Origin of the sequence: Nonomuraea composti (assembly GCF_012034275.1) — a bacterium.
Classification (GTDB): domain Bacteria; phylum Actinomycetota; class Actinomycetes; order Streptosporangiales; family Streptosporangiaceae; genus Nonomuraea; species Nonomuraea composti.
This window is the reverse complement of the sequence record NZ_JAATEP010000001.1, coordinates 307,035-321,422: the sequence shown is the minus strand read 5'-3', so window position 1 is coordinate 321,422 and position 14,388 is coordinate 307,035. Positions and strand designations below refer to the sequence as shown.

Genomic DNA, 14,388 nt, shown 5'->3' with positions numbered 1-14,388 from the left:
ATGCGCCTCACGAGTGATGCAGGTCACCATTGCGTAAGTTTCGTACATGAAGGGGAACCCGATGCGGCGCTGGAGCCTGGCAGGGCAGATGCTGGTCCTGCAGTTGCTCGTCGTCGCCGTCACGGCGGCGGGCGGCGCGGTGCTGGCCCTGTGGCAGGCGTCCGAGCTGCTGGAGCAGGAGGCGGGCGCCACGGCCACGGCCGTGGCGGTCAGCGTGGCGGCCTCGCCCGACGTGCTGGAGGCCCTCGGCGAGCGGGATCCGACCGTACGGCTGCAGCCGTACGCGCAGCGGGCCAGGGCGGCGACGGGGGTCGATTTCATCACCATCATGAAGACGGACGGCACCCGCTACACCCACCCGAACGAGGCCGAGATCGGCAGGCGCTTCCTCGGCCACATCGACCGGGCGCTGCGCGGCGAGACGTTCACCGAGACCTACACCGGCACGCTCGGCACCTCCAAGCGCGCGGTGACGCCGGTCGTCGCGGGCGGGCAGGTGCGGGCGCTGGTCAGCGCCGGCATCACGGTCGACCGGATCAGCGCCAGGCTGCGCGACCAGCTCGCCTGGGGCGGCCTCATCGTGGCGCTGGCACTCGGCGTCGGCGCGGCCGGCACGTGGCTGGTCACCGCCCGGCTGCGCCGCCAGACGCACGGGCTGGGCCCGGTCGAGCTGGGCCGCATCCACGAGCATCATGACGCGGTCCTGCACGCCGTCCGGGAGGGCCTGCTGCTGGTCGGCAGGGACGGCACGCTGACGCTGTGCAACGACGCGGCCCGCCTGCTGCTCGGCCTGCCCGCCGACGCCGAGGGCCGGCACGTGCGGGACCTGGGCCTCTCGGCGGTGGTGGACGACGACGAGGAGCGCGTCCACCTGGTCGGCGACCGGGTGCTGGCCGTCAACAGCGCCCCGAGCAGGCTCGGCACGGTCGTCACCGTGCGCGACCACACCGAGCTGCAGGCGCTGACCGGGCAGCTCGACGCCGAGCGCGGCTTCGCCGAGTCGCTGCGCTCGGCCGCGCACGAGGCGGCCAACCGGCTGCACACCGTGATCACGCTGGTCGAGCTGGGCCGCACCGAGCAGGCGGTGGCGCTGGGCACGGCGGAGCTGCGGGCGGCGCAGGAGCTGACCGACCGGGTGGTGGGCGCGGTGCGCGAGCCGGTGCTGGCCGCGCTGCTGCTCGGCAAGAGCGCGCAGGCGGCGGAACGCGGCTCCGAGCTGGTGATCAGCCAGGACAGCGAGCTGGACGACCTGGGCCTGGACGCCCGCGAGCTGGTCACCATCGTGGGCAACCTGATCGACAACGCCATCGACGCGGCCTCCCGCGTGGAGGTGCACCTGAGCGCCGACGAGCGGGGCGTGCTGATCCGGGTGAGCGACGACGGGCCCGGCCCGGCCTGCGCCGACGCGTTCGAGAAGGGCTGGAGCACCAAGGGCGACGGGCGCGGGCTGGGGCTGGCGCTGGTGGGGCAGGCGGTGCGGCGGCTGGGCGGCACGATCACGGTCGAGGGCTCGGCGTTCACGGTGAGGCTGCCGCGGCCATGATCTCCGTACTGGTGGTGGAGGACGAGGAGATCACCGCCGAGGCGAACCGCATCTACGTGGAGCGGGTGCCGGGCTTCGAGGTGGCCGGGGTGGCCCGGTCGGGCGCGCAGGCGCTGCGCTTCCTGCGTGCGCGACCGGTGGATCTCATCCTGCTCGACCTCTACCTGCCCGACATGCACGGGCTGGACGTGTGCCGCGCGGTCCGGGCCGGCGGCCTGATGTGCGACGTGATCGCGGTCACCTCCGCTCGCGATCTGGCCATGGTCCGTTCAGCGGTGTCGCTGGGAGTCTCCCAGTACCTGCTCAAGCCGTTCACGTTCGCGACACTGGCGGAGAAGCTGACGCGTTACGCCCGGTTCAAGGAGGAGGCGGGCCTCGCGGTGGGTCAGGGCGACGTGGACCGGGTGCTCGGCACCCTGCGCGGTCCCTCGGAGCTGCCGAAAGGCATGGCGCGCGACACCCTCGACGCGGTGGCGGCCCGGTTGCGGGAGCGGCCGGAGGGCATGGGCGCGCAGGCCGTGGCCGACGCGATCGGAGTGTCCAGAGTGACGGCGCGCAGATACCTGGAATACCTGGTCGAGCTGGGTGTGGCGGCCCGCATGCCGCAGTACGGCGGGGTGGGCCGGCCAGAGTTGCTCTACCGGATCCCCATGGAGTGTTAATGGTGGTGACGCTGGCCGTTCAATCCGGCCCTCTAGCTTCTGGGTGCAATCCGATGCACTGAGGAGACACACCTTGCGAGTCCTGGCCGTTGTTCCCGCCCGCGGAGGTTCGGCGGGCGTACCCCTGAAGAACCTCGCCCTGGTCGGGGGCGTCCCGTTGGTCACCCGGGCGGTGCGGGCGTGCCTGCGCGCCGAGCTGGTGGACCAGGTCGTGGTCAGCACCGACCACGACGGGATCGCCGAGACCGCCAGGCAGGCGGGCGCGCTCGTGGTGGAGCGCCCGGCGGAGCTGAGCGGCGCGACCGCCTCCAGCGAGTCGGCGGTGCTGCACGCGCTCGACGCCCTGGGCGCGGACCCCGAGGTCGTCGTGCTGGTGCAGGCGACCAGCGCGTTCATCGACCCGCCCGACCTGTCGGCGGCGGTGCGCAAGGTCCTCGACGGCGAGGCCGACTCCGTCGTGTCCGGGCTGCCCACCCACGAGTTCCTGTGGACGGCCACCGGCGCCGGGATCAACCACGACCCGGCCGTGCGGCAGCGCCGCCAGGACCGCGCGCCCGAGTTCCGCGAGAACGGCGCCTTCTACGTGATGCGCACCGCCGGCCTGCGCGAGCACGGCCACCGCTTCTTCGGCGAGATCGCCGTCCAGCCGGTGCCGACCAAGCACGCCATCGAGATCGACAACCCGGAGGACCTGGAGCTCGTGCGAGCGCTCGCCCCGTTCATCGACCAGCCCGAGCCGATCGACGTGGACGCCGTCATCACCGACTTCGACGGCGTGCACACCGACGACCGCGCCTACGTCGACTCCGACGGCCGCGAGATGGTGCTGGTCAGCCGCTCCGACGGGATGGGCGTGTCGCTGCTGAAGCGCTCCGGCGTCAAGGTGCTCATCATGTCCACCGAGCACAACCCGGTGGTGGCCGCCCGCGCCCGCAAGCTGGGCGTGCCCGTGCTGCAGGGCCTGGCCGACAAGCGCACGGTGCTGCGCGACTGGCTGCGCATCGAGGGGCTCGACCCGGCCCGCGTCGCCTACGTCGGCAACGACGTCAACGACCTGGGCCCGATGGCCGAGGTCGGCTGGCCGGTCGCCACCCCCGACGCCCACCCCCGGGTGCGTGCCGCCGCCCGCGTGGTGCTGACCAGCGCCGGCGGGTCCGGCGCGGTGCGCGAGCTGTGCGACCGCGTCGTGGCCGCCCGCCCCGAGCCGGCTCCCGTGGAGGTGCGCAGCCGGCCGCAGTTCGGGCCGGTCGCGATCGGGGACGTGCTGGTCGGCGACGGCGAGCCGGTGTACGTCATCGGCGAGATCGGCATCAACCACAACGGCGACCTCGACCTGGCCAGGCAGCTCATCGACGTCGCGGCGGCGGCCGGCTGCCAGGCGGTCAAGTTCCAGAAGCGCACCCCCGCGATCTGCGTGCCCGAGGAGCAGAAGGGCCAGATCCGGCAGACGCCGTGGGGCGAGATGACGTACCTGGAGTACAAGGAGCGCACCGAGTTCGGCCGCGACGAGTACACGCAGATCGCGAAATACTGCGACGAGCGGGGCCTGCACTGGTTCGCCTCGCCGTGGGACGTGCCGTCGGTGGAGTTCCTGGAGGAGATGGACGTCCTGGTGCACAAGGTGGCCTCGGCCAGCGTGGCCGACCACGAGCTGCTGCGCGCCCTGGCCGCCACCGGCAAGCCGATCATCCTGTCGACCGGCATGTCCACGCTGTCGGAGATCGACGCCGCCGTGGAGATCCTCGGCACCGAGAAGCTGATCATGATGCACGCCACCTCCACGTACCCGCTGCCGCCGGAGGAGGCGAACCTGCGCACGATCACCACGCTCAAGGAGCGCTACGGCGTCCCGGTCGGCTACTCCGGCCACGAGCGCGGCCTGCAGATCTCGCTGGCCGCGGTCACGCTCGGCGCGGTCTGCGTGGAGCGGCACATCACGCTCGACCGCACCATGTGGGGCTCCGACCACGCCGCCTCGCTGGAGCCGGCGGGCCTGGAGCACCTGGTGCGCGACATCCGCATCATCGAGCAGGCGCTGGGCGACGGCGTCAAGCGGGTCTTCCCCGGCGAGGAGGCGCCGAAGGCCCGCCTGCGCCGCGTGACCGTCTGACCGTCCCCATCAGGAAGAACCGACAACATTGATCACGCTCTCGGTCGTCGTGCCCATCCGGGACGGCGAGCGCTTCATCGCCGACGCGCTCACCTCGCTGTCCCGCAACGCGCGCGCCGACTTCGAGTTCATCATCGTGAACGACGGGTCCGTGGACGCCACGGGCGAGATCATCGACGACTTCATCGGTGAGCTGCCCGGCCTGGTCGTGATCCGCAACCCCGCGCCGGTGGGGCTGGCGGACGCGCGCAACACGGGCCTGTCGGCCGCGACCGGCCGGTACGTCACCTACATGGACGGCGACGACTGGCTGGCCCCCGGCTACCTGGCGCGGCTCGTCGAGGCGATCGACGGGCTCGGCTGCGACTTCGTGCGCGTCGACCACGTGCAGGTGGAGGGCCGAAAACGGGTCGTGCACCGTGCCCCGCTGGCGCGGCGGGGCACGGTGCTCGCCCCCCGCGACGCCATCCTGCCGGCCGGCGTGCGCACGATGGTCGACTACCCGTACGCCTGGGCCGGGATCTACCGGCGCTCCCTGGGCGACCTGCTGCACTTCCCCGGCTCGCTGCACACCGCCGAGGACCGGCCGTGGATCTGGCGGCTGCACCGGGAGGCGGCCACGTTCGCGGTGGTGTCGCTGGCCGGGATCTTCTACCGGCGCATGGTGGCCGGGTCGCTGACCCAGGTGGGCGACGAGCGCCAGCTGCACTTCTTCGACGCGTTCGAGCTGGTCTTCAAGGACCTGGAGCCGGAGTTCCTGCCCAAGGCGGCGCGCAACTTCTGCGCGCTGCTCGCCCACCACCTGGAGATCGGCGAGCGGCTCACGCCGGCGCTGCGCGCCCGCTTCGAGGAGCGCGGCGCGCAGATGGTGCGCTCGCTGCCGCCGGAGCTGGTGGCCGACGCGGTGTCGCGGATGTCGGCCGAGCGCGAGAGCGTCCTGCGGGCCCTGGTGCCCGACCTGCCCCCCAGCCCGCACGTCCGGGTCCGCCGCGACCGGGAGGAGTCCTAAAGGTGAAGGTCTTCTACGCCTCGACGCTGTTCGGGGCGATGTCGCTGGCGGCGGCGATCGACGAGGGCCGCTTCGGCGACGGCCGGCGCGTCCTCGTCGTGTCGAACAACGCGGCCATCCCCGAGGTGGCGACGCCGCTGGACCGCACGCCCGGCTTCGCCGCGCTGCGCTCCCGCTTCGACGCGGTGCACTCGTGGAACGAGCTGATCGCGCCGCTGCACCCCTCCGACTGGCGGGCCCGCGTCATCGAGGTGCCGATGTTCGAGCGCCTCATCCGCGCGCACTGGGGCCTGGGCGACGTCGAGGAGCTGGTGCTGGAGTCGATCGCGGTGCCGCCGGCGCGCACGATCGCGGGCCTGGTGCGCGACTGCCCGATCACGGTCTACTCCGACGGGCTGATGAGCTACGGCCCGACCCGCGACCCGCTGCCCGCCGAGATCTTCCGCCGCATCACCCGGCTGCTCCACCTCGACCTCGTGCCGGGCCTGACGCCGCTGCTGCTCAGCGAGTACGGCGTCGCCCCCGAGCTGCTGCCCGACGAGCGGTTCCTGTCGATCGTGCACGAGGTCACCGCCACCGCCCCCGACATGATGGCCGGGCAGGCGGTCATCCTCGGCCAGTACCTGTCGGCGCTGGAGCTGCTCACGGCGGAGGAGGAGGCCGGGCTGCACGAGACCATGCTGAAGGCGCTGGTCGCGCGCGGCTGCACCGACGTCGTGTTCAAGCCGCACCCGGCCGCCGGCCGACGGCACGCCCAGCTCCTGCGCGCGGCCGCCGGCCCTTTGGGGGTGCGGCTGTCGGTGGCCGCGGAGAGCGTGCCAGCCGAGGTGTGCTTCGCGGCGCTGCGGCCCGAGCTGGTGGTGGGCTGCTTCTCCACGGGGCTGGTGACCGCGCGCCGCTACTTCGGGCTCCAGGTGGCCTCGTACGGCACGGACCTGGTGCTGGAGCGGCTGACCCCGTACGAGAACAGCAACCGGATCCCGGCCACCATCGTCGACGCCCTGCTGCCCAGGCTGTCGCCGGAGGGGCGCGTCGAGCAGCCGCCCGCGACGGACCTCCAGGAGCTGGTGCGGGCCGTCGGCTACTGCATGCAGGCCGACACCTACCCGGACCTGCGGCCGGAGCGCATCGACTTCGACCCGCGTTACTTCAAGCGCAAGCGGCTGGAGACGCTGGGCTTCGTCGCGGGACAGAAGCCCAGCACCCTGGCCAGGATCCGCAGGAAGATCAGGTCAGCGATCTGAGGTAGCGGCGCATGCGGCGCTTGGCCCGGTAGCCCACCCGCAGCATCTTGGGCGGCACCTCCACGCGGAGCCGGGCCCGGCGCCGCGCCGCCGCGTGCTCGGGCCCGTCGAGCAGCGACGTGGCGGCCGGCCTGGGGCGGGAGACGACGAACCCGGCCAGCAGCCCGGCCCAGTCGTTGTCCTCGGCCGGCTGGAAGTAGTTGGCCGCGCACCAGGACGCGGCGGCGGTGCGGAACTCGCCGGCGGCCAGCTCGTCGAGGGTGCCCAGCAGGTCGCTGCCCTCGAACACCAGGTTGATCATCTCGGCGTTCACGCCGAAGTCGCTCAGCACCAGCGACGGCACGCCCATCGCGATGGCCTCCAGCGCCGCCGTCGAGCTGACCGTCACGAACCCGGCCGCCCGCTGGAGCTGCTCCTGCATCGAGCCGGCCGCGAACGTCAGCCGCCCCGGCTCCCCCATCTCCCGCCACAGCCGCTGGTAGTGGAAGCGCTCGTTGTGCGTCTGCCGCTCGTCCTCCAGCGCGCGCAGCTTGACGACCACGTCGAGGTCGGGGCGGCGCCGGGCCAGCTCGGCCAGCGCCAGCAGGATCCGCTCGCGCTGCTCCCGCTCCCTGGGCACCTTGGCCTGCGTGGCGAACACGACTCGGTTGCCGCCGGCGGCGGCCGGCTCGGCCCGCAGGAACGGCAGCCGGGCCAGGCCCACCGCCCCGCCGCCGCCGAGCCTGGCGGCGATCTGGGAGAACTCGGCCACCTCCCGCTCGCTGTGCACCACGAACAGGTCGCAGCCGCTGCGGAACAGCCACGCCTTCTCCGTGGCCGGCACCGAGATGCCGGGCAGCCCGCTGACGAACACCGGGCGCGGGCGCAGCTCGTTCAGCACCTCGGCGACGAGCACGTCCACGACGGGGCCCGTGCAGGCCACGAGGATCACGTCGGGCAGCGTGCGCTCGGCCAGCCGCCGCACGGAGCGCGCCGACAGCACCGGCGGCGGGTCGCCCGGCCGGCCGCTCACCGCCGCGGCGATCTGCTCCGGGGACGGCGCGATCGGCGTGCGCACCACGACCAGCTCCGTCACGCAGCCCGCGGGCAGGTCACCGAGCAGGCAGGCCGCCCATTTCAGATACGAGTCGGAGTCGGCGACCGCCAACACTTTCAACTGGGCACTCCGGTCAAATGCGAGCGCAGGGCGGGGGCCGCCCTGCTGGTCCACCAGTCATCGGGAACGTCCACGGGCTCGACGGCGACGCCGCGCGGGCTGAGCAGCACCCGCAGCGAGGTGATCGCCGTGGAGGGGAGGCTGAGCACCCGCTGGCCCGCGTCGAGGCCGCGCAGCGTCAGCTCGGCGGGCACGCCGGCGTCATGCACGGTGATGCCGGGGCGCTCCCTGATCAGGGCGACGTCCACGGGGTCCTCGCGGCGGTGCGGGTAGTAGGCCAGCGGCTCGCGCGCGGCCAGGTCGGTCAGCCAGCGCAGGTAGTGGTCGCGGTGCACGAGGCCGTTGCGCACGAGGGAGGTGCCGAGCACGACCGTGCGCTCGGCCGGGCCCTGCGCGCTGGGCGGCTGGGCCCGCAGCCAGGCGAAGTCGTGGCGGACGAGGTCGACGCCGGCCCGGCGGACGGCCTCCTCCAGCTTGTCGTCCACGCTCAGGGCGGTGAAGACCGACACCTTGCTCAGGCGCAGCCGCAGCGCCGCCGCCAGGCCGAGCGCGGCGCGCAGCCTCGTGGGGTGGGCTCGGGCGCGCAGCAGCGGCCGGTACGGGCCCTCGGCGAGCAGTTCGAGCAGCCGCAGCGTGGCCAGGCCGTCGTCCACGATGACGATGCGGCCCGGCCGGGAGGTGAGCCAGCGCAGCTGCACCTTGCCGGAGAAGGCGTCCCCGACGGCCTGCACGCGCCTGGGCATGCGCTCGCGCGGCTCGGCCAGCACCAGGCCGTCCGGCAGCCCCAGCGAGCCCAGCTCGCGCCGGGTGGCCTTCAGCGGCCGCAGGCCCGCCCGCGGCACGACGGCCGTCTCGGGGCCGAGCAGCCCGGCGTGGTGGGCCTCGACGGCGCACAGCATCTGGAGCGGGGACTCCACCCAGGCCGACGCCTGTTCGACCACTCGTTGCCCTCCCAGCGGGGTGATGGCGCGTTAACGACCGCTTCAAGCTAGCCCCACCGCCTTAAGCCGTCAGAAACGCTGCATGAACAATGGAGGGTATGAATTCGCTCATGCTCAACACGGACGGCGTGCAGATCCCGCAGCTCGGGTACGGCGTCTGGCAGGTTCCCGCCGACGAGGCCGAGCAGGCGGTCACCACCGCGCTGCAGGCCGGTTACCGGCACATCGACACCGCGGCCGCCTACGGCAACGAGGAGGGCGTGGGGCGGGCCGTGCGCGGGAGCGGCCTGCCGCGCGAGAAGGTGTTCGTGACCACGAAGCTGTGGAACGGCGACCACGGCCGCGCCGAGGCCGCCTTCGACGAGAGCCTGGCCAGGCTGGGCCTCGACCACATAGATCTCTTCCTGATCCACTGGCCGGTGCCGAAGCAGGACAAGTACGTGCAGGCGTGGAAGGCGATGGAGAAGATCTACCGTGACGGCCGGGCCAAGGCCATCGGGGTCTCCAACTTCACCGTGGAGACGCTCACCCGGCTCATGGACGAGACCGGCATCACGCCGTCCATCAACCAGATCGAGCTGCACCCCTACCTGCAGCAGCGCGAGATGCGCGCCTTCCACGAGGCCAACGGCATCCTGACCGAGGCGTGGAGCCCGCTCGGGCAGGGCAAGGGGCTGCTGTCGGACCCGGCGCTGGCGGTGCTGTCGGAGAAGTACGGAAAGACGCCCGCGCAGATCGTGCTGCGCTGGCACCTGCAGCTCGGGAACGTGGTGATCCCGAAGTCGGTCACGCCCGCGCGGATCAAGGAGAACATCGGCGTGTTCGACTTCATTCTCGACTCGGAGGACATGTCGGCCATCGGGGCGCTGAACAAGGGGCAGCGGCTGGGGCCGGACCCTGACACGTTCAACGTGGCCTGAGTGACAGGCGTGGCACGGGTGACGCCGCGCCCTTTAATGACATATTGCCCTTTACCTCCCCTATAACATCTCCGGATGCGAGATTTCACTTGGGGAATTGCGGCCACCGGCGGTATCGCCCGCACCGTGGGGGCCGCCATCGTGGCGGAGCCGGGCATGCGGGTGGCCGCCGTCGGCTCACGGAGCCTGGCCAGGGCGCGGGCCCTGGCCGCCACGCTGGAGGCGGAGTCGGCGTACGGCTCCTACGAGGAGTTGTGCGCCGACCCGGGGATGGACGCGATCTACGTGGCCACCCCGCACGCGCAGCACCTCCAGGTGGCCGAGGCGGCCATCGCCGCAGGTAAAGCCGTGCTCTGCGAGAAGCCCCTCGCCGCCACCGTGCAGGACGCGGAGAAGATGGTGCGGCTGGCGCGCGAGGCGGGCGTCTTCCTGATGGAAGCCATGTGGATGCGGTTCAACCCGCTCGTCCGGCGCATCGCGGACGATCCGCGCTTCGGCGAGATCCGCTCGGTGCAGGCGTCGTTCGGCTTCGCGGCGCCCTACGACCCGGCGCACCGCCTCTGGGCTCCCGAGCTGGGCGGCGGAGCGCTGCTCGACCTCGGGATCTACCCGTTCGGGCTGGCCCAGCTCCTCCTCGGCATGCCTTCCGGCCTGCGCGTCACCGGCTCCCTGGCCCCCAGCGGGGTGGACGCGGAGGCGGCCGGCGTTTTGCTCTACCCCGGCGGCAGGCACGCTCTCGTGGCGGCCTCATTGCTCGGGAATTACCCGAACCAGGCCAGTGTTGTAGGTACTCAGATGCGGGCGGACCTCCAGGCGCCGTTCTGGGCTCCGCAGCGGATCGTTCTCACCGGGCCCTCCATGGAGCCGGAAGAGCATGTGCTCGATCCGGCCGACAACGGATATGCCGGAGAGATCCGCGAAGTCCGCGCCGCAGTGGCCGAAGGCAGGACCGAATCCTCGATCATGCCTCTTGACGAATCCCTTGCCATGATGGGGCTTCTGGCCGACGCTCGCAGGCAGATTGCCTAGCTGGGCTTTTATGGATTTGTAATCCTCTTGCCTCATGTATTACCTTATGGGGCACATCGGGACATACGTCCGGTTTGTCCGGCTATGTCAGACCATCGCACGAAAGATCGCAGGATCGTCCTGCGACCGCTGAATCCGCCTTCAGGCGGAACCGGGGACCCAGGTCCTTTGGGGCGAATCGGCACTCCGGTGCCGTAGGGCAGCTTCCACGCCCGAGCCCGTCAGCTAACCCGGTAAGCGGCATGGAAGCAAGGAGCACCTCCCTCGATGGCCAAGCACCGTATCAACGCTGTCTCGAAGACCAACATCGCCCGCGCCGCCCTCGGCGCCACCGTCCTCGCCTCGGCCCTCGGCGTCAACGCCATGACGGCCAACGCCGACACCGCCACGGGCGTCGCCGCGGCCACCGCCGCGAAGCACCCGGCCACCGCCCTCGCCGCCCACAAGGCCGGCTCGGCGGACGACCGCGCCGAGACCAAGATCAACGTTACCGCTGACCAGGTCCTCGCCATGGCCAGGGCCCAGGTCGGCACCTCCGAGAACGCCGCCGGCGGCGGCACCAAGTTCCAGCAGTGGTACGCCAACTCCCAGCGCGCCGCCGAAACCGTCGCCCGCGACGGCGGCAGCCGCACCGCGTACCTGAACGCCGCCTGGTGCTCGATGTTCGTCTCCTGGGTCGGTGAGCAGACCGGCGCCCGCCCGCAGGTCGGCTGGGACGCCTACACCGTCGCCCACGCCAAGTGGTTCGCCGCCAACCACCGCTGGGGCACCGTCGCCAAGCCCGGCGCCGTCGTGTTCTTCTCCTGGAGCGGCGGCAAGAGCCTGAGCGACATCCAGCACGTCGGGTTCGTCGTCAAGGACAACCAGAACGGCACCATCTCCACCATCGAGGGCAACACCGGCAACGGCAAGGTCGAGGAGCGCATCCGGCCGAAGTCGCAGGTCGTCGGGTACGGGTACCCGCAGTACGCCGGCTGACGGAACGTTCCAGGGCCTGATCGCCCGCCCTTCACCTTCCATGTGACGCTCACGAGCGCGCGTCCCCACCGGGGGACGCGCGCTCGCGCGTTGCCGGGGTCTTCCGGGGGGCCGCGCCGCGCCGGGCGGCGCGCCACGGCTCGCGCGTTGCCGGGGTCTCACCGCCGGACCGTGCCGGGCGGCGCGCCACGCTGCCCGGCCACCTCGCCAACCGGCCGACCAGGCACAGCGCCACCCACCCGCCTCGACCAGGATCTTCGCTGTGCCGGGCAGCGCCGTTGCGCCAGGCAGCACCGTTGCGCCGGGCAGCGCGGTTACGGTCGGGCGGCGTGGCTGCGGTCGAGCGGGCCGGTCCCGGGTCGGGCGGGCCGGTCCCGGGTCGGGCGGGCCGGTCCCGGGTCGGGCGGGCCGGTTCTGTCGGAGCGGCTCGCTACCTTGCTTCTTCCGAGGTTGTTCTGAGCACTCACCCCCCGGAGACCCGCATGGGAGCCAAGACCGGCGTCATCGCCTACTCCTCCTCCGACACCCCACTCCCCCGCCTGCTCCGCACCCCCGCCCGCCCCGACGCGGCCGCCACCGCCGCCCTGATCGAGCGCTCCTTCCCCGGCTGGCGCATCTCCCCGGCCGAGCCCGGCACGCTGTTCGACGACATCCGCCCGCCCGACGACCTCGCCTACGCGACCAGCTTCCCCGGCGTCGACCTCATCTGCTGCGCGCACTTCATGCTCGACCACCCCTCGCAGCTCCCCGCCCACCTGGTGGCGGCGAGTGAGGGCCGCCGGCTCGTGCTGCACGCCATGCACAGCGTCGTCGACTGGCTCGCCTTCGCCGTCTGGGAGGACGGCCGCCTCGTCCGCTCCCTCAGCCTCTCCCCCGGCAACGGCATCATCGAGAACGTCGGCGAGCCGTACCCGTTCGAACTGCCCTACTGGAACGGCGAGCACCCCGTCCCGCCCACCCCCGACGAGCCGGACGAAGAGCCGTACCCGCTGCCGTTCCACCCGCTCGAGCTGGGCGAGGACGCGCTGCGCGAGCTGCTCGGCTTCACCATCGAGGGCACGGTCGAGCCCGGCGACGTGGACGCGGAGGAGGTGGAGCTGCTCGGCTTCACCGTCATCGACCCCGACGGGCCCACGCCCGAGGAGCGGCGCGCCGAGTTCGAGGCCCTGGTGGCGCGGATGGGCGAGCCGCGCATCTTCCGCCCCCAGCCCGACGGCTCACTCAAGGAGGTCGGCTGGGACGACCTCGGCTGACAGCTCCCCCGAGCGCGCCGGTCAGCTCCACACCCGGTCGAGAAAATCGGCGATGAGCGGCGCGATCTCCGCCAGGTGCGTCTCCAGCGCGAAGTGTCCCGTCGCGAACAGGTGCAGCTCGGCCTCGGGCAGGTCGCGCAGGTAGGCGCGGGCTCCCGGCTCGGGGAAGAACGGGTCGTCGGCGCCCCACGTGATGAGCGCCGGCGGGGTGTGCGTGCGCAGCCACTCCTGCCAGATTCCGTACCGCTCCACGTTGGTGTGGTAGTCGAAGGCCAGCGCCACCTGGGCCTCCTTGCGGCCCGGCAGGTCGAGGAAGTGCTGGTCGAGCGTCCAGCCGTCGGGGGCGATCACCGCCGGGTCGGGGACGCCGGTCTCGTACTGGCGCCGGGTGCCGTCCAGGGTGAGCAGGTCGCGGATCGTCCCCTCGGCTCCCGGGGTCTCGGGGCGCAGGGCGACGAAGTCCCTGGCGCCGTCGGACAGGCCCTCGGTGTAGGCGTTGCCGTTCTGCACCACCAGGCCCGCGATCCACTCCGGGTGCCGCTCCGCCAGCCGGAAGCCGACCGGCGCGCCGAAGTCGAAGACGTACATGACGAAGCGGGTCAGCCCGAGCCGCCGCACGAAGCCCTCCGTGACGTCGGCGAGCCGGTCGAAGGTGTACGTGAAGCCGCCGGGCGCCCGGGTGTGGCCGAAACCGGGATAGTCGGGGGCGATCAGCCGGTAGCGGGCGCCGAGGACGTCCATGAGGCGCCGGAACTGGTGCGAGGCGGACGGGAAGCCGTGCAGGAGCAGGAGCACGGGGGCGTCGGGGCGGTCGGGGTGCGACTCCCGGTAGAAGACGTCGACCCCGTCGATGTCGACGTGGTGGTGCGTGATGCGCGGGACCGTGGGCAGCATGCCTAATTCCTTCTCCGGTGGATGATGCATTAGGTATAGCGCGGATCCTTCTAATGGGTCAATAGCGGGATGTACCATTAGAGACATGAGCGAGCTCGGACCGCTGACCGGGGAGCCGCTGGCTCTCGACCTGGTCAACACGCGCACGGCCATCGGCGATCTGCTCTCCACACCCGACGAGCTGCGGGCGTGGCTACGCCTCCAGTCCGACCGGCTTCCGCACGTCGGAGAGCTGACCGAGGGCGACCTGAAGGCCGTGCGGCGGGTCCGCGAGCACACGGCGCGAGCCCTCGACCGCGTCAGGCGCGGCGCCGAGCCCGCGGCGGCCGATCTCGCCGCACTCAACCAGGCCCAGCGCACCGCCCCCGCCATCACCGAGCTGACCTGGTCCGGCACCACCGTCCGCGCCACCCGCCGCCGCGCCGACGGGTCCGCCGGGGAGCGGCTGGCCGCCTGGCTGGCCGAGGCCGCCGCCGAGCTGCTGGCCGATCCGGCGGTCACGAACGTGCGCGAGTGCGAGGCGGACGACTGCGTCATGCTGTTCCTGCCCGCCCACCCGCGCCGCCGCTGGTGCTCGGCCGCCCGCTGCGGAAACCGCGTCCGCGTCGCCCGCCACTACCGACGACACAAGCCCTCCGCCTGAACGAGC

At 72.3% G+C, this 14,388-nt stretch carries 13 protein-coding genes and 1 riboswitch; of the genes, 10 read left to right on the top strand and 3 right to left on the bottom strand.

From position 1 onward, the window contains the following. Window positions 1-46 precede the first annotated feature (46 nt). The 5 genes from HCN51_RS01450 to HCN51_RS01430 all read left to right on the top strand — a co-directional run bounded on the left by HCN51_RS01450 (window position 47) and on the right by HCN51_RS01430 (window position 6,568). Window positions 47-1,543 (top strand): sensor histidine kinase, encoded by a 1,497-nt coding sequence (locus HCN51_RS01450; protein WP_240972296.1) that lies wholly within the window; start codon window positions 47-49, stop codon window positions 1,541-1,543. After that, window positions 1,540-2,205: a response regulator gene (locus HCN51_RS01445; protein WP_168005866.1), complete on the top strand. Its 666-nt coding sequence runs from the start codon at window positions 1,540-1,542 to the stop codon at window positions 2,203-2,205. The genes HCN51_RS01450 and HCN51_RS01445 overlap by 4 nt, the downstream gene beginning before the upstream one ends. A gap of 73 nt (window positions 2,206-2,278) precedes the next feature. Further along, entirely contained in the window at window positions 2,279-4,315 is a 2,037-nt protein-coding gene (locus HCN51_RS01440; RefSeq protein WP_168005864.1) for an N-acetylneuraminate synthase family protein, read from the top strand. A gap of 28 nt (window positions 4,316-4,343) precedes the next feature. Further along, window positions 4,344-5,324, top strand: a complete 981-nt coding sequence (locus HCN51_RS01435; protein ID WP_080040685.1) for a glycosyltransferase family 2 protein — start codon at window positions 4,344-4,346, stop codon at window positions 5,322-5,324. Between the two features lie 2 nt (window positions 5,325-5,326). After that, window positions 5,327-6,568: a polysialyltransferase family glycosyltransferase gene (locus HCN51_RS01430; RefSeq protein WP_168005862.1), complete on the top strand. Its 1,242-nt coding sequence runs from the start codon at window positions 5,327-5,329 to the stop codon at window positions 6,566-6,568. Here HCN51_RS01430 and HCN51_RS01425 read toward each other — a convergent pair. Both HCN51_RS01425 and HCN51_RS01420 read right to left on the bottom strand, forming a co-directional pair. Then, window positions 6,552-7,718, bottom strand: a complete 1,167-nt coding sequence (locus tag HCN51_RS01425; RefSeq protein ID WP_346433510.1) for a DUF6716 putative glycosyltransferase — start codon at window positions 7,716-7,718, stop codon at window positions 6,552-6,554. The genes HCN51_RS01430 and HCN51_RS01425 overlap by 17 nt on opposite strands. A 2-nt stretch (window positions 7,719-7,720) precedes the next feature. Further along, the gene (locus tag HCN51_RS01420; protein ID WP_168005858.1) at window positions 7,721-8,665 is read right to left on the bottom strand and encodes a hypothetical protein; all 945 of its coding nucleotides are present in this window, start codon (window positions 8,663-8,665) and stop codon (window positions 7,721-7,723) included. A gap of 98 nt (window positions 8,666-8,763) precedes the next feature. Between HCN51_RS01420 and HCN51_RS01415 the strand changes: the two genes are divergently transcribed. From HCN51_RS01415 to HCN51_RS01400, 4 genes are all read left to right on the top strand, one after another. Continuing rightward, window positions 8,764-9,585 carry an aldo/keto reductase gene (locus HCN51_RS01415; protein WP_168005856.1) on the top strand — a complete coding sequence of 274 codons (822 nt, stop codon included), beginning with the start codon at window positions 8,764-8,766 and terminating at the stop codon, window positions 9,583-9,585. A gap of 75 nt (window positions 9,586-9,660) precedes the next feature. After that, window positions 9,661-10,614 (top strand): Gfo/Idh/MocA family protein, encoded by a 954-nt coding sequence (locus HCN51_RS01410; protein WP_168005854.1) that lies wholly within the window; start codon window positions 9,661-9,663, stop codon window positions 10,612-10,614. A gap of 117 nt (window positions 10,615-10,731) precedes the next feature. Further along, window positions 10,732-10,869, top strand: a riboswitch (cyclic di-AMP (ydaO/yuaA leader). Window positions 10,870-10,881: 12 nt separating this feature from the next. Further along, window positions 10,882-11,592 carry a CHAP domain-containing protein gene (locus tag HCN51_RS01405; protein WP_168005852.1) on the top strand — a complete coding sequence of 237 codons (711 nt, stop codon included), beginning with the start codon at window positions 10,882-10,884 and terminating at the stop codon, window positions 11,590-11,592. Window positions 11,593-12,074: 482 nt separating this feature from the next. Then, entirely contained in the window at window positions 12,075-12,845 is a 771-nt protein-coding gene (locus HCN51_RS01400; protein WP_168005850.1) for a DUF6928 family protein, read from the top strand. 21 nt (window positions 12,846-12,866) lie between these two features. On the opposite strand, the gene HCN51_RS01395 is transcribed toward HCN51_RS01400, so the two are convergent. Further along, window positions 12,867-13,739, bottom strand: coding sequence for an alpha/beta fold hydrolase (locus tag HCN51_RS01395; RefSeq protein ID WP_206066389.1), 873 nt, complete (start codon window positions 13,737-13,739; stop codon window positions 12,867-12,869). Window positions 13,740-13,824: 85 nt separating this feature from the next. Here HCN51_RS01395 and HCN51_RS01390 point away from each other — a divergent pair, with 85 nt between their 5' ends. Next, window positions 13,825-14,382, top strand: a complete 558-nt coding sequence (locus HCN51_RS01390; protein ID WP_168005846.1) for a CGNR zinc finger domain-containing protein — start codon at window positions 13,825-13,827, stop codon at window positions 14,380-14,382. Window positions 14,383-14,388: the final 6 nt, after the last annotated feature.